This window comes from Pseudodonghicola xiamenensis DSM 18339, assembly GCF_000429365.1.
GTDB classification, from domain to species: domain Bacteria; phylum Pseudomonadota; class Alphaproteobacteria; order Rhodobacterales; family Rhodobacteraceae; genus Pseudodonghicola; species Pseudodonghicola xiamenensis.
Map to the genome: position 1 here is coordinate 39,886 of NZ_AUBS01000013.1, position 22,756 is coordinate 62,641.

Here is a 22,756-nt window from a genome sequence, read left to right on the forward strand (position 1 = left end):
ACGCGCGAACTGGTTCGCGGAGGGGTGGACCCCGGCGCTTTTGTGGTGAAGGATCGCGCGGCAATTTGGGGGAGGAGGATCCTGATGGCTTCAGAAGCATTCGATTATATCGTCGTGGGTGGTGGCAGCGCCGGCTGCGTCCTGGCCAATCGTCTGAGCGAGGATCCGATGGCGCGCGTGCTGCTGCTGGAGGCCGGAGGGCGCGACAATTACCACTGGATCCATATCCCGGTGGGCTATCTTTATTGCATTGGCAATCCGCGCACCGACTGGTGTTTCAAGACGCGCGAGGAACCCGGCCTGAACGGCCGTGCGCTGGGCTATCCGCGTGGCAAGGTGCTGGGCGGCTGTTCCTCGATCAACGGGATGCTTTATCTGCGTGGTCAGGCGCGGGATTATGATGGCTGGCGGCAATTGGGCTGCGACGGTTGGGGATGGGACGATGTCCTGCCTTATTTCGTGAAGTCCGAGGATCATTTCGCGGGCCGCTCTGCCAGCCATGGAACCGGCGGCGAATGGCGGGTTGAAAAGCAGCGCCTGCGCTGGGAGGTGCTGGACGATGTCGCCCGCGCCTTCGAGGCTGAGGGCATTCCGCATCGCGACGATTTCAACACCGGCGACAATTTCGGGGTGAATTACTTCGAGGTGAACCAGCGCAGCGGATGGCGCTGGAATACGGTCAAGGGGTTCCTCAGCCCGGTGAAGGACCGTGCCAATCTGATCGTGCGCACCCATGCTCAATGTGCCCGGATCACCTTTGATGGAACGCGCGCCACCGGGGTCGAGCTGATCGGCGGCGAGACCCTGCGTGCCCGGCGCGAGGTGATCCTGTCGGCCGGCGCCATCGGCTCGCCGCAGCTTTTGCAACTGTCGGGCATCGGCCCGGGGGCGCTGTTGCAGAAGCATGGGATCGAGGTGCTGTATGATTCCCCCGATGTGGGGCGCAATCTGCAGGATCACCTGCAATTGCGCTGCGCCTATAAGGTGACGGGGGCCAAGACGCTGAACACCCTGGCCTCGACGCTTTGGGGCAAGGCGAAGATCGGGATGGAATATGCGCTGTTCCGCTCTGGTCCGATGTCGATGGCGCCAAGCCAGTTGGGCGGCTTTGCCTATTCCGCACCAGAGGTCGAAACGCCTGATCTGGAATATCATGTGCAACCGCTGTCGTTGCCCGCCTTCGGGCAGGACCTGGACGATTTCCCCGCCGTCACCGCCTCGGTCTGCCATCTGCGGCCCGACAGCCGCGGGCATGTGGAGATCACCTCTCCCGATCCTGCCGCTGCGCCGGAGATCGCGCCGAATTATCTTTCGGCCGAGACTGACAGGATCACCGCCGCCCGCGCCATCCGACTGACCCGCCGGATCATGGCGGCTGAGCCGATGGCGAAATACCGCCCCGAGGAATTCCGCCCCGGTCCTGATTATGACAGCGATGACGATCTGATCCGCGCGGCGGGAGAGATCGGCACCACCATCTTCCATCCCGTCGGCACCGCCCGCATGGGCAGTGATCTGCGTGCGGTGGTGGCTCCCGATTGCCGGGTGAACGGCGTGCAGGGGCTCAGGGTGGTCGATGCCTCGGTGATGCCGCGGATCGTCTCGGGCAACACCAACTCGCCCACCATCATGATCGCCGAGAAGGTCGCCGACATGATCCACGCCCATCGGGCCAGCTAGGCAGCCGCTCTGTGCGGGGCGGCGGCGGGGCGTGCCGCCCGCTGTCCCAGCCAGACCGATCCCAGCACCGCGAGCACACCCAGGGTCTGCAACCCGCTAAGCTCCTGCCCCAGCGCCAGCCAGCCCAGCAGAACGGCGGTGACCGGGCTCATCATCCCGAGCATCGAAATCGCGGCGGGTTCGATCCGGGCGATGCCGCGGAACCACAGAAGATAGGTCAGCGCCGCGCCGATCAGCCCGAGATAGAGCAACCCGCCCAGGGCGCGGGCGTCGGGTAGCGGCATCATCGGCTCGGCGATCAGCGCCACCGGGACCAGCAGCAGCCCTCCGGCGGTCAATTGCCAGGCGGTGAAGGTCAGGGGCGGCACCGGGGGTTGCCACTTGCGGCTGAATACGGTGCCTGCGGCCATCGAGACGGCGCCGCCAAGCCCTGCCGCCACCCCGAGGGGATCAAGCGCCGCATTCGGCCCCAGCACCAGAAGTGCCACGCCGCCCAGCCCGGCGAGCGCGACCAGAACCGACAGCGGGCGGATTTGGTTTCCCAGCACCAGCCGCGCCAGCAGCAGCACGATCAGCGGCTGCGTTGCCCCCAGTGTCGCCGCCACCCCGCCCGGCAGCCGGTAGGCGGAGATGAACAGAAGCACCCAGAAGATCGCGAAGTTGAAGGCGCCGAGCAGCAGCACCCGCCCGAGCCAGGCGCGGGGCGGCAATTGCCGCACCAACAGCAGAAGCAGCAGCCCCGCCGGCAACGCCCGCAGGACCGAAAGCGTGATCGGAAAGCCCTGCGGCAGGAATTCGGTGGTGACGAAATAGGTGGAGCCCCAGATCGCGGGGGCAAGCGCGGTCAGGATCAGATCGGTGGGACGGGACATGTCGGTTTCTCCGTTAGGCCGGGGCGCGCAAGCGCGCACCCCGGGTCATTCAGGCGGCCTTGGTCTCGGCGCGCAGGGCGGCGCCGGCCACAAGCTGGGCGGCAAGCTCGGCCACATGGCGGCCCTGGAACCGGGCGCCGGCCAGATCAGTTTCGGTGGGCTTAAATGACCCGTCGCCTCCGGCCACGGTGCCGGCGCCATAGGGGGAGCCGCCCACCACCTCGTCCATCCGGGTCTGACCGGCGAAGGTGTAGGGCAGGCCGGCCACCAGCATGCCGAAGTGCATCAACGGCACATGGCTGGTCAGCACTGCAGCCTCGTGCCCGCCGTGCTGAGAGCCGGTCGAGGTGAAGACCGCGCCCAGCTTGCCCACCAAGGCGTTCTGCGCCCAGAGCTCGCCGGCCATGTCGAGGAATTGCTTCATCTGCGCCGCCATGGTGCCGAAGCGGGTGGGGGTGCCGAAGAGGATGGCGTCATAATCGGGCAGCATCGCCACCGTCGCCTCGGGCGTGTCGTCCGGGATATAGCCGGCGGCCTCGCGCACCGGCTGCGGCACGGTTTCGGGGATGCGCCGGAGATCGACCTGAACGCCGGCGACCGATCGGGCGCCCTCCGCCTCGGCCTCGGCCATCCGGCGGATATGGCCGTAGCTGGAATAATAAAGGATCAGAACGCGGGTCATCGGGAACTCCTGCACATGGGGTCTTTGGCGCGGACCATGCCTTGAGCGGCTGCCGGGAATAACCGGTCCGGGCGCAAATCAGTCTTTACGCTGGTTCAGGAATGGTCGGGCCCGGGCCGCAGGGCCACCTGCAGGAAATCGAGGAAGGCCGCGGTCTTGGCATCGGCGCTGAGCCGCGAGGCGGTCACGGCATAGATATACCGTGGCGGGCGTTCATACTCCGGCAGCACCGGCACTAGATCGCCGCGCTGCAAAGGCGCCGCCGCGATAAAATCGGGCAGCGACCCGATCCCCAGACCAGCGACCAACATGTCGCGCAAGATCAGGCTCGATCCGATCAGGTGGCGCGAATTGAGCGTGACCGTGGTAGTGCCCTCGGGCCCGGTCAGCGCCCATTGGCCGGTATGGGTGGAATGCAGGAATTCCAGCGTGTCATGGCCGGCCAGATCGGCCGGGCTGTGGGGGGCTCCCCGGGCGGCAAGATAGGCGGGCGCGGCGAACAGCCCCTGCCGCACCCGCGCCAGACGCCGGGCCAGCAGGCCGGAATCGGGCAGGTCGGGGCGGATACGGATCGACAGGTCAAAGCCGCCTTCGATCATGTCGATTACCCGATCCTCAAGCGTCAGGGTCAGATCGACATCGGGATAACGCTCCAGAAACCGAGGCAGCAGCGGCGCCAGCAGGGTGGTGCCGAAGGAATGCGGCGCATTGACCCTGAGCCGTCCCGCCACCGTACCGGCGCCGGCGCGCACCCGGTCCTCCATCGCCGTGACGCGGTCGAGGATGCCGCGCGCCTCGTCGTAATAGAGCCGTCCGTGATCGGTCAGCGCCATGCTGCGGGTGGTGCGGGTCAGCAGGACGCAGCCAAGGCTTTCCTCCAGCAGTTTCACGTCGCGGCTGATCAGGGCGGCCGAGACGCCCAGATCCTCTGCCGCGCGGGCAAAGCTGCCGCGTTCGACGATCCGGCAGAAGGCCTTCATGACCGAGAGCCTGTCCATGGCTGCCCTCCCGCATTGGTGGTCCCTGCGGCCCGCTATCAGCTTTCGCGGCGGCGGGCGAGGGGGTTAGCGATAGACCGCCTCGGCTCGCATCGCCAGCGCGCCGTCGGGATTGGCCGCCCAGACCTCGGCCCCCCTTGTCCCCACCCGGGCGCGAAGCGTGAAGGGGGCGGTGTCGAACAAGGGGCTGACGGCACGAAAGGCGTAGCGCGCCAGATCGCGGTGACCCGTCCGGCGTGCCAGATCGGCCAGCAGGGTGGCGGTGAGCGGCCCATGGAAGACAAGGCCGGGATAGCCTTCGACATCGCGGCAATAGTCGATGTCATAATGGATGCGGTGGCCGTTGAAGGTGGCGGCGGAATAGCGAAACAGCATGACCGCGCTGGGGGTGACCTGCTCCTCGATCTGCGCCACATCGGCCTGTGGCGGGGCCGGGGCTGGGGCGCCCGATGCAGGATCCTCGCGATAGACGATATCGTGTTCCTCGATCAGCCGAACCTCTCCGGCGACGGCAAAGCGGTGTTCCACCGTCACGAAGCAGAGCGCGCCGCTTTGTCCCGATTTCTCCACCACGTCGAGGATACGGGAGGTCTTGGTCACCCGCTCCCCCAGCCTAAGATCGCCGGGAAACTGAAACCGTCCGCCGGCCCACATGCGGCGTGGCAGGGGCACCGGCGGCAGGAAGCCACCACGCGCCGGGTGACCGTCGCGTCCCAGGCTGGAAAGTGGTGCAAATTGCGGGAAATAGGCCCAATGCCACAGCGGCGGCAGCGCCGCGCCATCGGTCAGCGGGTCGGTGCCCGGCAGGATCGAGCGCAGCTCGAGCGCCGGGCGCGGGCTGAGGGTATCCTCCTGCACCTCTTTCCGCCCGATCCAGTCAGAGAGGGGGCGCGTGGTTCGGTCGGGGGCGGGTTGGGGCATCTGCGGTCTGGGTCCTGATCTGCGGGCGGCAGGGGGCTGCCCTTTCCCGGTGCTCCGATCCTAGCCCCGCAGTCGCCCGGCGCCAAGCGCACTGAGCCCCACCAGTAGGGCGGCGGTGCCCAGACAGGCGGGCAGCCCGCCAAGCTGATAGCTGAGGCCCGACAGCAGCGTGCCCAGCAGCCGGCCCGCCGCGTTGGCCATATAGTAGAACCCCACATCCATGGTGACGCGGCTGTCCTCGGTAAAGGCAAGGATCAGATAGGAATGCAGTGCCGAATTCACCGCGAAGACGGCGCCGAAGGCCAGCAGCCCCAGCACCAGCAGCGCCGTCAGCCAGGGCGCCGGTGCCCCGGCTAGCCCGGCGGCCAGGGCCAGCACCAGCGGGATCGGTAGCAGGATCAGCGCCCAGTGCCGCGCGGCGGCGACCAGCGCGGCCTCCCCCCGCGCACGGGCGCGCAGGAGCTTCGGTGCACTGGCCTGCACCGCGCCGTAAAGGATGATCCAGCCGGCCATGAAGCTGCCGATCAGGAAGAAGGCGGCGCGATTGCCGGCCTCCGACCCATCCGACAACACGGCATAGAAATAGATCGGGATGCCGACCACGAACCACACGTCCCGCGCCCCGAAAAGGAAGAGGCGCGAAAAGCTCAGCCAGTTGATGTTGCGGTTCTTCGAGAAGACTTCGTGGAACTTGGCGTCTTTGCGGCCGGCGGGCAGGCCCGCGGGCATGCCGATCAAGACCGCGATCAGGATCAGCGCCAGCACCAGCGCCATGCCCCAGAGCGCGGCATTGAACCCGGCCAGTGCCAGCAGCGCCGCCCCCAGCAGAAAGCCCAGGCCCTTGACCGCGTTCTTCGATCCGGTCAGCAGCGCCACCCAGCGGAACAGCGCGCCGTCGCCCTTGGGCGCCAGCAGCTTGACCGCCGACTTGGCGCTCATCTTCGCCAGATCCTTGGCCACGCCCGAGGCGCCCTGAACCGCCATCACGAAGACCACTGACAGGCCCACCGACCAGCCGGGATCAAGCCGCGTCAGCGCCACCAGCGCCGTCACCTGCAGGGCGAGCCCGGCGTAAAGCGTGGTGGTCAACCCGAAGCGCGCCGCGATCCATCCCGCCGACAGGTTGGTGATCACGCCCGCGACCTCGTAGAGGACGAAGAGATAGGCGAGCTGCACCGGGGAAAACCCCAGCCCATGGAAATGCAGCAGCACCAGCATTCTGAGCGCGCCATCGCTGAGCATGAAGGCCCAATAGGCCGCCGTCACCGCGATATAGGCCGCAAGCCCGCGATCGGTGCGCTCGGACCGGGTCGCGGTCAAAGCCCGCCCCCGACCATCAGCGCCACATCGACCAGCCGGTTGGCATAGCCCCATTCGTTGTCATACCAAGCATAGATCTTCACCTGGGTGCCGCCCACCACCATGGTCGAGGGCGCATCAATGATCGAGGATCGCGGATCGTTGGTGTAATCGGCGCTGACCAGCGGCCTGGTCTCATAGCCCAGAATACCCGAGAGCGGCCCTTCGGCGGCGGTCTTGAGCAGGGCGTTGACCTCTTCCGCCGTGGTCTCGCGCTCGACCTCGAAGACGCAATCGGTGAGCGAGGCGTTCAGCAAGGGCACCCGCACCGCATGGCCGTTCAGCTTGCCGGTGAGCTCCGGGAAAATCTGGGTGATTGCCTTGGCGCTGCCGGTCGTCGTCGGGATCAGCGAATTCAGCGCCGAGCGTGCCCGGCGCAGATCCTTGGCAGGGCGGTCCACCATGGTCTGGGTGTTGGTCACGTCGTGGATCGTGGTGATCGAGCCGTGCTTGATACCCAGATTTTCGTGGATCACCTTGACCACCGGGGCGAGGCAATTGGTGGTGCAGCTCGCTGCGGTGACGATGTGCTGTGTCGCGGGATCATAGCTGTCCTGGTTGACGCCATAGACGATATTGGCGGCTCCCCCATCCTTGACCGGGGCCGAAATCACCACCTTTTTCACCCCGGCGGTGAAATAGGGGGCGAGCTTTTCCGCCGTCTTGAATACGCCGGTGCAGTCGATCACCACATCGACACCGTCGAGCGGCAGATCCTCGATCCGCGCGGCGTTCAGCAGCGGCAGCCGGGTGCCGTCGATGCTCACGCTTGCGTCGTCATGGGCGAAACTGGCGGGCCAGCGGCCGTGCACGCTGTCGAATTCCAGCAGATGCGCGATCATCTCGGCATCGCCGGTCTTGTCGTTGATCCAGGCGATCTCGGCCCCGCGCTCCAGCAGCGGGCGCAGCGCCAGTTTCCCCATCCGGCCGAGGCCGTTCAGCGCATAGGTGGTCATGCCGGGGTATTCTCCAGATCCGAGGCGCCGATGCCGTCGACTGCCGCCTGCAGCGAGATGCGATCAAGCGTGTCGAAGGGCAGCGCGGTGAAAGAGGTGATGCGGTTCTTCAGCCCACCATAGGCCTGCTGGAAGGCAAGCTTCTTTTCGGCCTCGGTCCCCTCAGCGGTGACCGGATCGGGCATGCCCCAATGGGCCGAAACCGGCTGGCCCTCCCAGGTCGGGCATTCCTCGTTGGCGGCCTGGTTGCAGACGGTAAAGACGAAATCCATACGCGGTGCGTTCGGGCCTTGGAATTCCGACACGTTCTTGGCCCGCAGTTGTGAAATGTCATGCCCCTTGGCGGCCAGCAGGGCCACCGCATAGGGGTTCAGTTCGGAATGTGGGCGGGTGCCGGCGGAATAGACGTTGAACCGCTCGCCCCCCATGCCACGCAGCAGCGCCTCGGCGAAGATCGAACGGGCGGAATTGCCGGTGCAGATGAAGAGCACATTATATTTCCGGTGGTCCATGATGTCGGGTCCATCTTTGACAGGAAGGGGCGGGCAGAGGTCGGGGCGCCCACGGCAGCAGTCGTTCAGCAGATATCCCATCAGCCGTTGCAGCGCCGCGGTCTCGGCCCGGTAGTGTAAAGAGGTTCCATGACGGATCTGCGTCACCAGCCCGGCCTCGCGCAGCGCGGCGAGATAGACCGAATTGGTGCTGGCCTTCAGCCCCAGCGCTTCGGCGATCTCTCCGGCGGGAACCGCATCGGGAAAGCGTCGCATCAGCAGGCGGAAGATCTGCATCCGTTGCGGGTGGCTGAGGGTGGCGAGCTGGGTGAGAGATTCTTTTTCCATATTTCATGAAATAATGAAATATAAATCGCGAGGCAAGCCCGATCTTGTGCTCGCCCTGCGCGTGTCCTTTGTGCCAGACTGGGGCACAGGAGAGCCGTCGCCATGACGCAGGACATGATCGCACAAGCCGCCGCGCAGCTTCTGGGCGCCGATCTGGCCGGTTGGCATCCGGTGTCCGGCGGTGATCTGAACCGGGTGCTGCGGTTACGGCTGATCTCGGGCGAGGAGGTGATCGCCAAGACCGGCCCCGATCCGCGCGGCGAGGCGGCGATGCTGATTGCCATCCGTGATGCCGGGGTGCCGGCGCCGAGGGTTCTGGGGGCCTCCGCCGAGGTGCTGGTGATGGAGGCGCTGGAAAAGGCGGGCGGCCTGTCCTCGATCGGCTGGCAGGAGCTTGGCGCGGCGTTGCGCCGGCTGCATCAGGTGCCGGGGATCGCTTATGGTTGGGAGCGGGATTTCGCCTTCGGCAAGGTGGCGATCCGCAATGCGCCGCTGCCGAGCTGGCCCGAGTTCTGGGCCGAGCGTCGCCTGTTGGCAGAGCTGTCGGCGCTGCCCTCGGCCTTCGCGCGGCGGTTGGAGCGGCTGGCCCGCGATCTGCCGCAGCGCTTGCCGGCGGCGCTGACGCCGGTGTTGCTGCATGGGGATCTCTGGTCCGGCAACGTGCTGGCCGCGGATGGCCGCCTGAGCGGCATCATCGACCCGGCCTGCTATTGCGGCCATGGTGAGGTCGATCTGGCGATGCTGTCGTTGTTCGGTTCTCCCGGTGCGGCCTTTTTCAGTGGCTATGGCCGGCTGGAACCGGAAGCGGAGGATCGCCGGCCGATCTATCAGCTTTGGCCAGCCATCGTGCATCTGCGGCTGTTCGGCGGGGGCTATGCCGGGCTGCTGGACGGGCTGTTGCGGCAGGCGGGCGTCTGAGCTGATCCGGGACGGGAGAACGCGCCTGTCGGCGCGTGCCTCCGGCGGGGATATTTGCGGCCAGAAAAAGGGGGGGCGCAGGATTGCATGCAAGGAGGCGCCCCCATCGTGTTATCGGTATCGGTATCGGTATCGGTATCGGTATCGGTATCGGTATCAGGCGGCCGGCTTGGCTTCGAAGCCGATCTCGTCGAGCGTGGTCGCGATGGTCGCGGCACTGAGGCTGCTCGATACCTCGACACTGCGGCTGGGCAGATCGCAGGTCACTTCGGCTGCCGGGTCGGCCTCTTTGATGGCTTTTTCGATGCTGGCGGTGCAGTGACCGCAGCTCATCTCGGGAACGCTGAATTTCATTGTGCGGACTCCTGATTGTGATCTGGTCCCGATCTGGGGCCTTCCATCGCTGGAAGGTCAAGGGGGGAGGTTGGAAAAAGAAAATTCGGTTTCCACCCTTGACCCTCCAGCGACTGGAACCTCTATCTGAGGGGCGGACCTGACGCTGCGGGAGACGACCGATGACCGGACCAAACCATGTGATGCTTTCGATCGAGGGGATGTCCTGTGCTTCTTGTGTGGCGCGGGTGACGCGCGGGTTGTCGCGGCTTGACGGGGTGTCGGACGTCTCTGTCACCCTCGCGGATGAGCGGGCGCAGATGGATCTGCAGGCGCCCGAACGGTTGGAGGATGTGGTACGGTCGCTCGACAAGCTGGGCTTTCCGGCGCGGCGTGCCTCCGTGGTGCTGAATGTCGCGTCAATGTCCTGCGCCTCTTGTGTCGGGCGGGTGGACCGGGTGCTTTCGGCCTTGCCGGGGGTGATCGAGGTCTCGGTCAACCTGGCGGCGGAGACTGCCACGGTCACCTATCTGGAGGGGGCGGTGCGCCCGGAGGAGATGATCGCGGCAGCGGGCAAGATCGGCTACCCTGCGACATTGGCCGAACCGGAGGCGGCGGAGAATCGCGGCCAGCGCAAGGAGGCCGAAGCGCGAGAGATCGCGCGCAAGGCGCTGATCGCGGCGGTGTTGGCGCTGCCGGTCTTCGTGGTCGAGATGGGCGGGCATCTGGTGCCGGCCCTGCATCATTGGATCGCCGCCACCATCGGGCAGCAGACCAGTTGGATGTTGCAATTCGCGTTGACCACGCTGGTGCTGATCGGGCCGGGGCGGCTGTTCTATGTCAAGGGCATCCCGGCGCTGCTGCGCGGCGCGCCTGACATGAACAGCCTGGTCGCGGTGGGCACGGCGGCGGCCTATCTCTATTCGGTGGTGGCGACCTTCCTGCCGGGGCTTTTGCCGGCAAGCCAGCGCGCGGTCTATTTCGAGGCGGCCTCGGTCATCGTGGTCCTGATCCTGATCGGCCGCTTTCTCGAGGCGCGGGCCAAGGGGCGCACCGGGGCGGCGATCCGCAAACTGCTGGGGCTCAGGCCCCGGTCGGCCCGGGTATTGCGGGACGGCGAGGCGGTGGAGGTGGCGATCGATGCCATCCGGGTGGGCGACGTGCTGCTGGTGCGTCCGGGAGAGCGGATCGCGGTCGATGGCGAGGTGACCGAGGGCGAGAGCCATGTGGATGAAAGCATGATCTCGGGTGAACCCTTGCCGGTGGCCAAGGCGGCGGGTGACGCGGTGACCGGCGGCACGGTGAACGGGCAGGGCAGTTTCCAGTTTCGCGCCACCCATGTGGGGGCGGAGACGGTGCTGGCCCAGATCATCCGCATGGTCGAGCAGGCGCAGGGCGCCAAGCTGCCGATCCAGGGGCTGGTCGACAAGATCACCCTGTGGTTCGTACCGGCGGTGATGGGGGCTGCGTTGGCGACGGTATTGATCTGGCTGGCCTTCGGCGCCGATCTGACGCTGGCGCTGGTCGCCGGTGTGTCGGTGCTGATCATTGCCTGCCCCTGTGCCATGGGGTTGGCGACACCGACCTCGATCATGGTGGGCACTGGGCGCGCGGCCGAGCTGGGGGTGTTGTTCCGCAAGGGCGATGCCTTGCAGCAGCTTTCGGGCGTTTCGGTCGTGGCGCTGGACAAGACCGGCACGGTGACGGCGGGGCGGCCGGAATTGACCGATCTTGTGCTGGCCGACGGCTTTGAACGGGCCGAAGTGCTGGCACTGGTCGCGGCGGTCGAGGCGCGATCCGAGCATCCGATCGCTGAGGCGGTGGTGCGTGCGGCCGAGGCCGAGGGCGTGGCACTGGCGGAGGTCAGCCAGTTCACCTCCTTCACCGGCTATGGCGTACGGGCGCTGATTGCGGGGCGCGAGATTCTGGTGGGCGCCGATCGGCTGATGGCGCGCGAGGGGGTGGAGATCGCGCCTCTTGCGGGGGGGGAGGCGCGGCTGGCCGCGGCCGGGCGCACGGCGCTTTATGCGGCGGTTGACGGGCGGATCGCGGCAGTGATCGCGGTGTCCGACCCGGTCAAGCCCAGCAGTGCGGAGGCGATTGCCGCGCTGCACAAGATGGGGCTGCAAGTGGCGATGATCACCGGCGACAAGCGCGAAACGGCCGAGGCCATCGCCCGCGAGGTCGGCATCGACCGGGTGATCGCCGGCGTGCTGCCCGAGGGCAAGGTCGCCGCGTTGGACGATCTGCGCGGGGAAGGTGGGCAGCAGGGCGGGCTGGCTTTTGTCGGCGACGGCATCAATGATGCGCCGGCGCTGGCCCATGCCGATGTCGGCATCGCCATCGGCACTGGCACCGATGTGGCCATCGAATCGGCGGATGTGGTGCTGATGTCGGGCGATCTGCGCGGCGTGGTGAACGCGGTCGAAGTGTCGCGCGCAGTGATGCGGAACATCCGGCAGAACCTGTTCTGGGCCTTCGGTTATAACACCGCGCTGATCCCAGTGGCGGCGGGGGTGCTTTACCCGGCCTTCGGGCTGTTGCTGTCGCCGATGCTGGCGGCGGGGGCGATGGGGCTGTCGTCGGTCTTCGTGCTGTCGAACGCGTTGCGTCTGCGCCGGGTGCACCCGGCGCTGGACGAACGGCGGACGTCGGTGGCAGGCGGGCACCTGCAGATGGCTGTGGCTGAATAAGGATCAGGACATGAATATCGGAGATGTATCGCGCCTGTCTGGGCTGCCGGCCAAGACGATCCGCTATTACGAAGATATCGGGCTGGTGCAGCCGCAGCGCAGCGCCAACGGCTATCGCGCCTTTCGCGACAGCGATCTGCACAAGCTGGCCTTTCTGGGCCGTGCCCGTGCCCTGGGCTTTTCGATCGAGGATTGCCGCGGTCTGCTGGCGCTTTACGAGGATGAGAGCCGCGAGAGCGCCAGCGTCAAGCGGATCGCCGAGGATCATCTGCACCGGATCGACGAGAAGATCGCGCAGTTGCAGTCCATGCGGGCGACGCTGGCGCATCTGGTGTCCTGTTGCGCCGGGGACGACCGGCCCGATTGCCCGATCCTGGAGGATCTGGGGGCGGGCGAGGATCATTGCTGCAAGGGGTGAAACGCCCCTTGTCGGGTGACATTGTGCGTGCGGCCCGGGGTGTCGTCCCGGGCCGCACATCGTGTCAGGTCACTTCTTTCTGAACGCGTCCTGCAGCGCTGCGCCCAAGGCGCCGGTCTGATTGCCGCCCTTGGGGGCGGCGGACATCGGGCCGCGCGGTTTGCCCTTGGGGCCGCCGGGCCGGGGGCGGTCCTTGCCGGGGCCGCGGGCGTTGCGATCGTCGCGCGCGCTGGCGCCACCGTCCTTACGCATGGTCAGGCCGATGCGCTTGCGCGGTACGTCGACCTCGACCACCGTGACCTTGACGACCTGGCCGGCCTTGACCACCTCATGCGGGTCCTTGACGAAACGGTCGGCCAATTGGCTGACATGCACCAGCCCGTCCTGATGCACACCGATATCGACGAAGGCACCGAAGGCGGCCACATTGGTCACCGTGCCTTCCAGCACCATGCCGGGGCGCAGGTCGGTGATTTCCTCGACCCCGTCGGTGAAGGTTGCGGTCTTGAAACTGGGGCGCGGGTCGCGGCCCGGTTTCTCCAGTTCGGCGAAGATGTCGCGCACGGTGGGCAGGCCGAAATGATCGTCGACGAATTGGTCTGCCCGGAGCCCTTTGAGCGCGCCGTCACTGCCCATGATCTGGCGGATGTCGCGACCGCAGGCCTGCACGATGCGGCGGGCGACGTCATAGGCCTCAGGGTGCACGGCGGAGGCGTCGAGCGGTTCCGCGCCGTCGCGGATACGCAGGAAGCCCGCGCATTGTTCAAAGGCGCGCGGTCCCAGGCGGGCGACTTTCAGAAGTTCCTTGCGCGACTTGAAGGCGCCGTTGATGTCGCGATGGGTCACCACCGCTTCGGCCAACCCGGGCCCGAGGCCGGAGACATGCGCCAGAAGCGGCGCCGAGGCGGTGTTGAGATCGACGCCCACGGCGTTCACCACGTCCTCGATCACCGCCTCAAGCGATTTGCCCAGTTTGTGCTGGTCGACATCGTGCTGGTACTGGCCAACGCCGATGGATTTCGGTTCGATCTTGACCAGCTCGGCCAGCGGGTCCTGCAACCGGCGGGCAATCGACACCGCGCCGCGCAGGCTGACGTCCAGGTCAGGGAATTCCCGCGCTGCCAGTTCCGAGGCCGAATAGACCGAGGCGCCGGCCTCGCTCACCACCACCTTGGTGGGTTTCTGCACGCCCGAGGGGAGCATCGCCAAAGTGTCGGCCACCAGCTTTTCGGTCTCGCGGCTGGCGGTGCCGTTGCCGATGGCGATCAGCTCGACCCCATGTTTGGCGATCAGCGCCATGATCGCCGCCTGAGCTCCCCGCACATCGTTCTTCGGCTGGAAGGGATAGATCGTGTCGGTCGCCACCAGCTTGCCGGTGGCATCGACCACCGCCGCCTTGACGCCGGTGCGGATCCCGGGATCGAGCCCCAGGGTGGGCCGGGCACCGGCCGGCGCCGCGAACAGCAGGTCCTTGAGGTTGCGGGCGAAGACGGCGATCGCCTCTTCCTGCGCGCGGGCCCGCAGATCGCCCATCAGATCGACCATCATGGTCAGGCTCAGCTTGACCCGCCAGGTCCAGCCGGCGATCTTGCGCAGCCATTGATCGCCGGCCCCGTCGGTCTTGGTTCCGAGGTAGGAGGCAACGATGGTTTCGGCCCGGGCGGCACCGGTTTCGGGATCAGGCGCGATGTCGAGCGTGACGACGCCTTCCTTCTGCGCCCGCAGCATCGCCAGCGCCCGGTGCGACGGCACCTTGGACCAGAGTTCTGCGTGATCGAAGTAATCGGAGAATTTGGCGCCGGCCTGCTCCTGGCCTTCGATCACCTTGGCGGTCAGCCGGGCCTCGGTCTGCATGAAGGAACGCAGATCGCCCAGAAGCTGGGCGTTCTCGGTCAGCCCCTCGGCGATGATGTCGCGGGCACCATTCAGCGCGTCCTTGGGCGTCGGCACCGCCTCGGTCACAAAACCCTGTGCCAGCGCCTCGGGATCGGCGGTGCGATCGGCCAGGATGGCATCGGCCAGCGGCTCCAGCCCGTTCTCGCGCGCGATCATTGCCTTGGTGCGGCGCTTGGGTTTGTAGGGCAGATAGATGTCCTCAAGCTGCGCCTTGGTCTCGGCGCCTGCGATGGATTTCGCCAGAACCTCGGTCAGCTTGCCCTGATCCTTGATCGAATTCAGGATCGTCTCGCGCCGCGCCTCCATCTCGCGCAGATAGGACAGGCGATCGGACAGGCTGCGTAGCTGGGTATCGTCCAGGCCGCCAGTCACCTCCTTGCGATAGCGGGCGACGAAGGGGACGGTGGCGCCTTCGTCCAGCAGCTTGACGGCCGCACCCACCTGCTCGGGCCGGGCGCCGATCTCGGTTGCGATGGTGCGGGCGATGCGGGCAGCGGTCTGGGGCGCGGTGTCCAAGGACGTCTCCTTTCAACATGTTCAGGAGGTCTTCTTAGCCACGGTTTGGCCGGGGTGCCAAGAGGGCACGGGGACGGTCGGCGGAAGCCTGATCAGCCCGGTCGACAGGCAGCGCTCCGCCGCTGGCCCCATGTTTGCGCGAACGGTGGCGAAATGCAGCGCCTGTGTCGATTGATTACCGGCGCGGGGTGATTTACACGGGTCGCCGAGCTGCAACCGTCACGGGTGCGCGCTGGGCGCGCGGCATTGCGACGGCCCGCATCATTTCGCCACCGCGCGATCCCGCGCGGGTCCAACGTTCAGATCTCAGGCCCTCAGCAAGGCAGGAAAGGTACGAGAACCATGGCAGACACGTCCAACCCCGATATTGTGTATACCGTCGTAGACGAAGCGCCGGAACTGGCCAGCGCTTCGCTGCTGCCGATCATCCGCAGCTTCGCCGGTGCTGCCGGCGTCACCATCGGCACCAAGGATATTTCGCTGGCTGGCCGCATCATCGCCACCTTTCCCGAGAAGCTGACCGACGCGCAGCGCCAGTCCGATGATCTGGCCGAGCTGGGTGAGCTGGTGAAGACGCCGGACGCCAATGTCATCAAGCTGCCGAACATCTCGGCCTCGGTGCCGCAGCTGACCGCCGCGGTGAAGGAACTGCAGGCGCAGGGCTATGACATCCCGGATTATCCGGAAGAGCCGAAGACCGACGAGGAAAAGGCGATCCGCGCGCGTTTCGACGCCATCAAGGGCTCGGCCGTGAACCCGGTCCTGCGCGAGGGCAATTCCGACCGTCGCGCCGCCAAGGCGGTGAAGAACTATGCCCAGAAGAACCCGCACCGGATGGGCAAATGGGCATCCGACAGCAAGACTCATGTGTCGTCGATGCCGGGCAACGATTTCTATGCCAATGAGGTCGCCGCGACCCTGACCGCCGATCAGGCCGGTCCGGCCAAGATCGAATTCCTGGGCAAGGATGGCAGCACCACCGTTCTGAAAGACGGCTGGAAGCTGATCGAGGGCGAGGTGGTCGATGCCACCTTCCTGTCCGCCAAGGCGCTGGATGACTTCCTGGCCAAGGAAATCGAGGCGACGAAGGCCGATGGCATCCTGTTCTCGATCCACATGAAGGCGACGATGATGAAGGTCTCCGACCCGATCATCTTCGGCCATGCGGTCAAGGCCTGGCTGGCGCCGGTGTTCGAGAAATTCGGCGACGAGATGAAGGCGCTGGGCGTCAACCCGAACTCGGGGCTTGGCGACGTGCTGGAGCGGGTGAAGGGCAATGCCGATATCATGGCCGCGGTCGAGGCCTGCGTGGCCGGGCGCCCGGGCATGTATATGGTGAACTCCGACAAGGGTATCACCAACCTGCACGTGCCCTCGGACGTGATCATCGACGCCTCGATGCCGGCGCTGATCCGTGCCGGTGGCAAGGGCTGGGGTGCGGACGGCAAGGAAGCCGATACCAACTGCATCATTCCGGACAACTGCTATGCGCCCGTCTATGACGAGGCGATCGAGTTCTTCAAACAGAACGGCGCGCTGAACCCGGCCACCGCCGGCACCGTGCAGAACGTCGGCCTGATGGCCCAGAAGGCCGAGGAATACGGCTCGCACCCGACCACCTTCGAGGCGCCGGCGGACGGCACCATCCGTATCGTGCTGGCCAATGGCGAGGTCCTGCATTCGCTTGACGTCGAGGCCGGCGACATCTGGCGCGCCTGCACCGCCAAGAAGGCGCCGATCGAAAACTGGATCCAGCTTGCGATCGACCGTCAGCGGCTGACTGGCTATCAGGCGATCTTCTGGCTGGACGAAAACCGCGGCCATGATGCCGAGATCATTAAATATGTGAAACCGGCACTGGAAGCCGCTGGCGTTGCCGACAAGTTCACCATCATGGCGCCGCGTGAAGCCACCCGCGCCTCGCTGGAAACGATTACCGCCGGCAACGACAGCATCGCCATCACCGGCAACGTGCTGCGCGATTATCTGACCGACCTGTTCCCGATCCTGGAACTGGGGACCTCGGCCAAGATGTTGTCGATCGTCAAGCTGATGAATGGCGGCGGCATGTTCGAAACCGGTGCCGGCGGGTCCGCCCCGAAACATGTGCAGCAGTTCCTGGAAGAGGATCACCTGCGTTGGGATTCGATGGGCGAGTTCTGCGCGCTGAGCGAGTCGCTGAACTTTCTGGCAGAGGTCAAGAATAACGCCAAGGCCGCCGTTCTGGCTGCTGGGGCGGAGGACGCGACCCAGGGCATTCTGGACTTTGATCGGTCGCCCTCGCGCAAGGTGGGTGAGCCGGACAACCGCGACAGCCACTATTGGTTCGCCCGCTACTGGGCCGAAGCATTGGCTGCACAGGACAAGGATGCCGAGCTGGCAGCACATTTTGCCCCGATCGCCAAGGCGCTGGCCGAGAAGGAAGCCGAGATTCTGGCCGAACTCGCGGCGGCCCAGGGCAAGCCGGTTGATATCGGCGGCTATTACCATGGCGATGTTACCAAGAAATCCTCAGCGATGCGCCCCAGCGCCACGCTGAACGCCATCATCGGCTAAGCCGCAAGGCCCGATCTGAACCAGGAGGCGCCCGGAGATATTCTCCGGGCGTTTTCCGTTGTCTCGTGCAGCTAATCTGCGGCTATGGCGGCGACGGCGCGGTGGCGTTGGAACACCTGGAGAAGCACAGAACGCGCGTGAGCCAGCGCTTGATGGTCATTGATCGTTTCGATGGGGTGGCCGGTGAAGAACTGGCGGCGCAATGCGTAGCCGCGTAGAAAGTCAGCGATGCATTGCACGTTCTCGACAAGATGTTCGAGGCTCATCTCCACGTCGCGAAAAGCCTCGGACATATGCTGTTCCAAAGTGCTGAGCTGCTGGTTGCGATAGCCGATGACCAAATCCATCAGCTCGGGGTCGTTGCGCGCGCTCAACACCACTTCGGTCATCGCAAAATAGCGGTCTCCGCCGTAGATCGACCAGAAATGATCGACGATATAGGTCACTCGCTCCTCCAGGCTTCCACCGTGGGCGTGAGAGGAGGCGATGCTGTTGGTCAACGGGCGGAAAAGCGATTTGACCACTTCGGCAATCAGGCCGGTCTTTGATCCGAAATGGTGCTGGATTGCGCCGGTCGTTACATGGGCCCTGCGGCAGATTTCCTGCACCGTCGCTCCGCGCATTCCACGTTCTTTCAGCAGATCGACGGTTGCGTTTACCAAGGCGGCTTGCGTGTGCTCTGTTCTTTCTGTTTGGCTTCGGCGTTTCGTGTTCAAAGCGTGTCCCCATACGTGCAGCATGTTATTTATCTTTTTAAAAGGGGCCAGCCTTTCCTCCTCTCCGAGCAGGCAAGCCTGGACAAGAGAGGGGAAGGGTGACCCAAACGTCATGACCCATGCGAAGGTGACGTTCCCCAACCCGCGACCCGTGTCTGGGGTGCGTTGGTGTTTCTATGGGGACATTAACGTTTAATTGATGCAAGCATAATCCCGCTTGAAATTTGAAAAAAGTATTATTGTTTTGTCTTGGATGAAATTTTCTTCTGTTGTTCGGAAAAAGGTTCCTGTTAATTGTTGTCACCTGAAATTTTTTATTCTGAATAGATGGGGTTGCCCCATCTTTTGTGTTTTTCGTGTCTGGGGAGATTCTTGCCCTCCGGGAAGAGGCAATGTTATGCCTTGAAAAGTATTGAATTTCTGCCGAAGGAAAGGAAAGAAGGAGGTTCGATATGTCTATTTACATTCTTGGATTTGAATGTAATCGGCCCGCTTGGTTTCCGGGCGAAATGATTGGCCTCTGGTATTCTCTGGTGGGGAAAATTCTGCGGTGATTCCTTTGGAATCGCAGAGAGATTTCGGGGAAGGCTTTTCTGCCAAGGCATAAATGGAATGCGGCAGCGGTGAATGCTGGAAGGTGACAAGAGGCGGCGGCAGGGTCACAGCAGGCGCTTTGCTTGTGTTGGGCCGGGGGCGGCTATCGCCCGAGGCGCCGCGGGACATGCCGGGGACACCCGTCCCCGGGGGCTCTCATCTCCGGGGCTCCGCCTTGGCGGGCCGGTCACTCCTGAAAACGCATGCCCCGTCGGTCCCCGTGCCGACTGTTCCGACATTGGTTAAGCTGAGCCCGGTTTCGACCGGGGGCGATCATCGGGGCAATGACGTTCAGATGGTGTTGACCATCTGTGCGAAGCCTTTGACGGCCAGACGGATCCGGTCCTGCAGCGCTGGGTCGGTGATCTTGTCTTCGGTGAAATCGGCAGCGCTGGCGTAGATGGCGATTGGCGCCGAGGCGGCGCCGAAAAAGCCGAACAGCGGGCGCAGCTGGTGTTCGACCATCAGTGCATGTCGTTGCCCGCCGCCGGCGGCGCAGAGCAGCACCGGCTTGTGCAGCAGCCCCTCGGGTTCGATCATGTCGATCACATGTTTGAAGGCGCCGGAATAGGAGCCCTTGTAGACCGGAGACCCCATCACCAGAAGATCGGCGTTTTCGATGCCATCCAGAATGGCGCGGGCCGTTTCGGGCAGATCCTTGCGGCGCTGGCCGAGCGGGTTGTCCATGAATGGCGCGATATTGGCCGAGGTGACCCGAATGGGCAGGGTCCGGGCGATCTCTTCCACCACAGCGTCGATCAGAATTGCGGTTTTCGAATTGCTGCTGTGGCTGCCGCTAAAGGCGAAGAGATTAAGAGGCTCGGTCATGGTGAACTGTTCGTCCTGAAGCTGGCGGAGGAGGTTGGGGCGCCGCTCTGCGGAGCTTGAGAGGTGTCTGATTTATATATACTATATATGAAATATCGGGGCAAGAATCTGCATGACGGATGACTCTTCTGACACCGATCTCTGGCCGACGCAAAGGGTGGTGCGGGGCGTGCCTCTTTATGAGGTGGTCAAGGATCAGATTACAGAGGCAATCTTTGCGGGGCGTTGGCCGGCAGGCTTCGCCCTGCCGAATGAAGTCGATCTGGCAGAGCGTTTCGGTGTTGCCGTGGGAACCCTGCGCCGGGCGCTGGATGATCTGACCCGGGAAGGGCTTTTGGCGCGCCGGCGCAAGACCGGCACCGTAGTCACCGGCAGACCGCCGCAGATCAGCCTGCGATTTCTGCTCAGGTACTTCCGGCTGCACAGTCTCGACGGAGGATTGCTGCAGGCCGAGGTGCAGCCGCCCCGGGTCTCTCTGGGGGAGGCATCGGAGGCAGAGGTGGCGGCGTTGTCGCTGTCTTCGGGAGAGGAGGTGCTGCGGATTGCGCGGCTGCGCACGGTGGGTGGGCTGCCGGTTATGACGGATCTTTATGTGATCCCCGTCGCCCGTTTTCCGGCCCTGCCGCGCACCGCCGAAGACATGCCGGGGCTGATCTATGGGTATCTGGTCGAAACCGGCGGTTTGAAGATTTCGGCCTTGCGCGAAAAGCTGGCCGCCGTTGCTGCGTCACCGGAGATTGCCGAAGAGCTTGGGCTGGAGCCGGGCGCTCCGGTGCTGCTAATTGAAGCGACGGTCTATGACCAGAACAATCGGCCGGTGATCACAGCGCTGCATCATGCCAATACGGCGCAGCACCGTTATGTAAACGAATTGCAGTGACCCGCCCGTCTGACTTGATCGGGCGGGCGGATGTCCGGACTGCCGCTCAGCGGATCAGACTGGTGCCAAGTGCGCCGGCGCTGGCAATGAATATCCAGCCGATCGCCCCCAGCAGCAGCGGCCGCGGCCCCTTGTGCAGCAGACGTTTGAGGTGGGTCTCCATTCCCATCGCCCCGAGCGCCATGGTCAGGAGGAAGGTCGAGGCGGTGAGCAGCGCGCTACGCAGCTCGGTGGGCAGCGTGATCACCGAATTCAGCGCCGCGATTGCCAGAAAGCCGAAGACGAACCAGGGGATCGGCGCCTTCTGTGCGCCGCCCTCGACGTTGCGGGCCAGGCCGAGGCCGAGGATCAGCGGCGCCAGCAGCATCACCCGGGTCAGCTTGGCAATGGTCGCGGTCTCTCCGGCGGTGTCGCTGACCGAGAAACCGGCGCCGACGGCTTGCGCGACCTCGTGCAGGGCCGACCCGGTCCAGAGCCCGAAGGCGTGATCGTCAAAGCCGGTCAGCGGCATCATTGCCGGGAACAGCAGCATCGAGAGCGACCCGAAGATGGTGACGCAGGCGATGGCATAGGCGACATCCTCGTCACTGCCGCGGGTCACCGTGTTCACCCCCAGGACGGCAGAGGCGCCGCAGACCGAGGTGCCGGCGGCGATCAGCTCGCTCAGCTTGTCGCCGACCCCCAGCAGACGGCCAAGGAAACGGACCAGGAAGAAGGTCGAAAACAGCACCGTGATGATCATCGCCAGCCCGGCCGGCCCCACTGCGATCAGATCGCCCAGCGTCAGACGGAAGCCCAGCAAGATGATCCCCAGCCGCAGCACCGGTTTCATCGACAGCGCTGTACCCGGGCTGAGCGTCTCGGGCAGCCCGGTGGTATTGCGCAGCACGATACCCGCGACCATGGCCAGAACCATCGGGCTGAACAGGGCGGGCTTGCCTGTCACCTGCCAGACCAGCGTCGCGGCGAGCGCCAGCGCGGCGCTGGCCAGCAGTCCGGGCAGAGGCGGCCAGAGGTCGAGCGTCTTGGCGGGGGTGGCGGTGTGCTCGGTCATGGCGGGTCCTCTCTGGCCGGTTTCTGCTGGCTGGAAGATGACGCCTGTCAAACCATCAATCCAACGGATTGAATTTGTCATATCGTTCGATTTTTCTTATCATTCGATCATGACATTGGAACAAATCCGCATCTTTCTGGCTGTGGCCGAGCTTTGTCACGTTACCCGTGCCGCCGATCGGCTGGGGTTGACGCAATCGGCGGTCTCTGCCGCGATCTCGACGCTCGAGCGGCAATATGACGTCCGGCTGTTCGACCGCGTGGGGCGTGGCATCGTGCTGACTGAAGAGGGGCAGGTGATGATCGGCGCCGCCCGCGTGCTGATGAACGAGGCCGAGACCGCCCGGCTGACGCTGATGGATCTGGCGCAGGAGACGCGCGGTCAGCTCAGGATCGCGGCCAGTCAGACCATCGCCAGCTATTGGTTGCCGCGCTATCTGGCGCGGATGCACGATCTCTACCCCAGGGTCGGTCTGACGTTGCGATCGGGGAACACTGAAGACGCCGCCCGTGCGGTGGCGGAAGGCAGCGCCGATCTGGGGTTTGTCGAAGGGGAATTGCCGCCGTCAGAGCTGCGCCAGCGGGTGTTGGCGCGGGATGAACTGCTGATGGTGCTGCCGCGTGATCACACTCTGGCGCGAAAGCCGCGAATGACGGCGGCGGATTATCGTGGTCTGCGTTGGTTGATGCGGGAGCGGGGATCCGGCACCCGGACGGTGATGGAGGCGCATCTGGTGGCCATGGGGCTGGCTGAGGGCGAGGCGGATGTCGTTCTTGAACTGCCGTCGAACGAAGCGATCCTGAATGCGATTCGTGCCGGCTCTTCCGTGTCGATGCTGTCCTGGCGGGCGGTGCGGCAAAGCCGGACGGCAGGCCTGGCCTTGCGCCGGATCACCTGGGCGCCGCGTCCGCGCCGGGAGTTTCGGGTGCTCAGCCATCCTGACCGCCACCGCACCCGGGCAGCGGCAGCATTTCTTGATCTACTGACCGGGGGAGAGGGGGCAAAGCCTCTCGTCACCGGGGGGCGGAGCCGGCTATAGATCGGGCA

The 22,756-nt window shown here is 65.1% G+C and carries 19 protein-coding genes; 7 read left to right on the forward strand and 12 right to left on the reverse strand.

Translation table 11 applies throughout. The features are described 5' to 3' along the window. Nucleotides 1-84 precede the first annotated feature (84 nt). A complete protein-coding gene (locus tag G455_RS0112415; protein ID WP_028094007.1) occupies nucleotides 85-1,680 on the forward strand; it encodes a GMC family oxidoreductase in 1,596 nt (531 codons plus the stop codon). Here G455_RS0112415 and G455_RS0112420 read toward each other — a convergent pair. The 7 genes from G455_RS0112420 to G455_RS0112450 all read right to left on the reverse strand — a co-directional run bounded on the left by G455_RS0112420 (nucleotide 1,677) and on the right by G455_RS0112450 (nucleotide 8,307). Continuing rightward, nucleotides 1,677-2,552: an EamA family transporter gene (locus G455_RS0112420; RefSeq protein ID WP_028094008.1), complete on the reverse strand. Its 876-nt coding sequence runs from the start codon at nucleotides 2,550-2,552 to the stop codon at nucleotides 1,677-1,679. The genes G455_RS0112415 and G455_RS0112420 overlap by 4 nt on opposite strands. A gap of 49 nt (nucleotides 2,553-2,601) precedes the next feature. Continuing rightward, entirely contained in the window at nucleotides 2,602-3,234 is a 633-nt protein-coding gene (wrbA, locus tag G455_RS0112425) for an NAD(P)H:quinone oxidoreductase (protein WP_028094009.1), read from the reverse strand. Between the two features lie 95 nt (nucleotides 3,235-3,329). Beyond that, nucleotides 3,330-4,232, reverse strand: coding sequence for a LysR family transcriptional regulator (locus tag G455_RS0112430; RefSeq protein WP_028094010.1), 903 nt, complete (start codon nucleotides 4,230-4,232; stop codon nucleotides 3,330-3,332). A 66-nt stretch (nucleotides 4,233-4,298) separates the two neighbouring features. Beyond that, nucleotides 4,299-5,153 carry an FAS1-like dehydratase domain-containing protein gene (locus tag G455_RS0112435; protein ID WP_028094011.1) on the reverse strand — a complete coding sequence of 285 codons (855 nt, stop codon included), beginning with the start codon at nucleotides 5,151-5,153 and terminating at the stop codon, nucleotides 4,299-4,301. Between the two features lie 60 nt (nucleotides 5,154-5,213). Then, entirely contained in the window at nucleotides 5,214-6,473 is a 1,260-nt protein-coding gene (arsJ, locus tag G455_RS0112440; RefSeq protein ID WP_028094012.1) for an organoarsenical effux MFS transporter ArsJ, read from the reverse strand. After that, nucleotides 6,470-7,468, reverse strand: coding sequence for an ArsJ-associated glyceraldehyde-3-phosphate dehydrogenase (locus G455_RS0112445; RefSeq protein WP_028094013.1), 999 nt, complete (start codon nucleotides 7,466-7,468; stop codon nucleotides 6,470-6,472). The genes arsJ and G455_RS0112445 overlap by 4 nt, the downstream gene beginning before the upstream one ends. Continuing rightward, nucleotides 7,465-8,307, reverse strand: coding sequence for an arsenate reductase/protein-tyrosine-phosphatase family protein (locus tag G455_RS0112450; RefSeq protein ID WP_028094014.1), 843 nt, complete (start codon nucleotides 8,305-8,307; stop codon nucleotides 7,465-7,467). Before G455_RS0112450 ends, G455_RS0112445 begins: the two co-directional genes overlap by 4 nt. Before the next feature lie 102 nt (nucleotides 8,308-8,409). Here G455_RS0112450 and G455_RS0112455 point away from each other — a divergent pair, with 102 nt between their 5' ends. Beyond that, complete coding sequence (locus tag G455_RS0112455) at nucleotides 8,410-9,225, forward strand: fructosamine kinase family protein (protein WP_035366681.1); 816 nt, start codon at nucleotides 8,410-8,412, stop codon at nucleotides 9,223-9,225. A 156-nt stretch (nucleotides 9,226-9,381) separates the two neighbouring features. On the opposite strand, the gene G455_RS0112460 is transcribed toward G455_RS0112455, so the two are convergent. After that, on the reverse strand, nucleotides 9,382-9,579 hold the full coding sequence (locus tag G455_RS0112460) for a heavy-metal-associated domain-containing protein (protein WP_028094016.1): 198 nt from the start codon (nucleotides 9,577-9,579) through the stop codon (nucleotides 9,382-9,384). A gap of 161 nt (nucleotides 9,580-9,740) precedes the next feature. Here G455_RS0112460 and G455_RS23985 point away from each other — a divergent pair, with 161 nt between their 5' ends. Both G455_RS23985 and cueR read left to right on the forward strand, forming a co-directional pair. Continuing rightward, nucleotides 9,741-12,251, forward strand: a complete 2,511-nt coding sequence (locus G455_RS23985; protein ID WP_035366683.1) for a heavy metal translocating P-type ATPase — start codon at nucleotides 9,741-9,743, stop codon at nucleotides 12,249-12,251. Nucleotides 12,252-12,261: 10 nt separating this feature from the next. Continuing rightward, nucleotides 12,262-12,669 carry a Cu(I)-responsive transcriptional regulator gene (cueR, locus tag G455_RS0112470; protein WP_028094017.1) on the forward strand — a complete coding sequence of 136 codons (408 nt, stop codon included), beginning with the start codon at nucleotides 12,262-12,264 and terminating at the stop codon, nucleotides 12,667-12,669. 69 nt (nucleotides 12,670-12,738) lie between these two features. On the opposite strand, the gene G455_RS0112475 is transcribed toward cueR, so the two are convergent. Then, nucleotides 12,739-15,081, reverse strand: coding sequence for a Tex family protein (locus G455_RS0112475; RefSeq protein WP_028094018.1), 2,343 nt, complete (start codon nucleotides 15,079-15,081; stop codon nucleotides 12,739-12,741). A 342-nt stretch (nucleotides 15,082-15,423) separates the two neighbouring features. On the opposite strand from G455_RS0112475, the gene G455_RS0112480 reads away from it, so the two are divergent. After that, complete coding sequence (locus G455_RS0112480; protein ID WP_028094019.1) at nucleotides 15,424-17,637, forward strand: NADP-dependent isocitrate dehydrogenase; 2,214 nt, start codon at nucleotides 15,424-15,426, stop codon at nucleotides 17,635-17,637. 71 nt (nucleotides 17,638-17,708) lie between these two features. Here G455_RS0112480 and G455_RS25610 read toward each other — a convergent pair whose 3' ends face one another. Continuing rightward, nucleotides 17,709-18,377 (reverse strand): TetR/AcrR family transcriptional regulator, encoded by a 669-nt coding sequence (locus tag G455_RS25610; RefSeq protein WP_161629392.1) that lies wholly within the window; start codon nucleotides 18,375-18,377, stop codon nucleotides 17,709-17,711. Nucleotides 18,378-19,238: 861 nt separating this feature from the next. Further along, nucleotides 19,239-19,775: an NAD(P)H-dependent oxidoreductase gene (locus tag G455_RS0112490; protein ID WP_028094020.1), complete on the reverse strand. Its 537-nt coding sequence runs from the start codon at nucleotides 19,773-19,775 to the stop codon at nucleotides 19,239-19,241. 112 nt (nucleotides 19,776-19,887) lie between these two features. Here G455_RS0112490 and G455_RS0112495 point away from each other — a divergent pair, with 112 nt between their 5' ends. Continuing rightward, nucleotides 19,888-20,655: a GntR family transcriptional regulator gene (locus G455_RS0112495; protein WP_028094021.1), complete on the forward strand. Its 768-nt coding sequence runs from the start codon at nucleotides 19,888-19,890 to the stop codon at nucleotides 20,653-20,655. Between the two features lie 46 nt (nucleotides 20,656-20,701). Here the strand turns inward: G455_RS0112495 and G455_RS23995 are convergent, their stop codons facing one another. Beyond that, on the reverse strand, nucleotides 20,702-21,709 hold the full coding sequence (locus G455_RS23995) for a YeiH family protein (protein ID WP_205620471.1): 1,008 nt from the start codon (nucleotides 21,707-21,709) through the stop codon (nucleotides 20,702-20,704). 109 nt (nucleotides 21,710-21,818) lie between these two features. Here G455_RS23995 and G455_RS24000 point away from each other — a divergent pair, with 109 nt between their 5' ends. Then, nucleotides 21,819-22,748 (forward strand): LysR family transcriptional regulator, encoded by a 930-nt coding sequence (locus G455_RS24000; RefSeq protein WP_035366702.1) that lies wholly within the window; start codon nucleotides 21,819-21,821, stop codon nucleotides 22,746-22,748. The last annotated feature ends 8 nt before the right edge of the window (nucleotides 22,749-22,756 follow it).

Excerpts from the sequence above, each read along its gene's own strand:
- G455_RS0112445 (WP_028094013.1), bottom strand. The coding sequence starts at position 7,468 with ATGACCACCTATGCGCTGAACGGCCTCGGCCGGATGGGGAAACTGGCG.
- G455_RS0112480 (WP_028094019.1), top strand. The coding sequence starts at position 15,424 with ATGGCAGACACGTCCAACCCCGATATTGTGTATACCGTCGTAGACGAA.
- G455_RS0112495 (WP_028094021.1), top strand. The coding sequence starts at position 19,888 with ATGACGGATGACTCTTCTGACACCGATCTCTGGCCGACGCAAAGGGTG.
- G455_RS25610 (WP_161629392.1), bottom strand. The coding sequence starts at position 18,377 with ATGCTGCACGTATGGGGACACGCTTTGAACACGAAACGCCGAAGCCAA.
- G455_RS0112435 (WP_028094011.1), bottom strand. The coding sequence starts at position 5,153 with ATGCCCCAACCCGCCCCCGACCGAACCACGCGCCCCCTCTCTGACTGG.
- G455_RS24000 (WP_035366702.1), top strand. The coding sequence starts at position 21,819 with ATGACATTGGAACAAATCCGCATCTTTCTGGCTGTGGCCGAGCTTTGT.
- G455_RS23995 (WP_205620471.1), bottom strand. The coding sequence starts at position 21,709 with ATGACCGAGCACACCGCCACCCCCGCCAAGACGCTCGACCTCTGGCCG.
- G455_RS0112415 (WP_028094007.1), top strand. The coding sequence starts at position 85 with ATGGCTTCAGAAGCATTCGATTATATCGTCGTGGGTGGTGGCAGCGCC.
- G455_RS23985 (WP_035366683.1), top strand. The coding sequence starts at position 9,741 with ATGACCGGACCAAACCATGTGATGCTTTCGATCGAGGGGATGTCCTGT.
- G455_RS0112430 (WP_028094010.1), bottom strand. The coding sequence starts at position 4,232 with ATGGACAGGCTCTCGGTCATGAAGGCCTTCTGCCGGATCGTCGAACGC.
- G455_RS0112450 (WP_028094014.1), bottom strand. The coding sequence starts at position 8,307 with ATGGAAAAAGAATCTCTCACCCAGCTCGCCACCCTCAGCCACCCGCAA.
- G455_RS0112455 (WP_035366681.1), top strand. The coding sequence starts at position 8,410 with ATGACGCAGGACATGATCGCACAAGCCGCCGCGCAGCTTCTGGGCGCC.
- G455_RS0112460 (WP_028094016.1), bottom strand. The coding sequence starts at position 9,579 with ATGAAATTCAGCGTTCCCGAGATGAGCTGCGGTCACTGCACCGCCAGC.
- cueR (WP_028094017.1), top strand. The coding sequence starts at position 12,262 with ATGAATATCGGAGATGTATCGCGCCTGTCTGGGCTGCCGGCCAAGACG.
- wrbA (WP_028094009.1), bottom strand. The coding sequence starts at position 3,234 with ATGACCCGCGTTCTGATCCTTTATTATTCCAGCTACGGCCATATCCGC.
- G455_RS0112420 (WP_028094008.1), bottom strand. The coding sequence starts at position 2,552 with ATGTCCCGTCCCACCGATCTGATCCTGACCGCGCTTGCCCCCGCGATC.
- G455_RS0112490 (WP_028094020.1), bottom strand. The coding sequence starts at position 19,775 with ATGACCGAGCCTCTTAATCTCTTCGCCTTTAGCGGCAGCCACAGCAGC.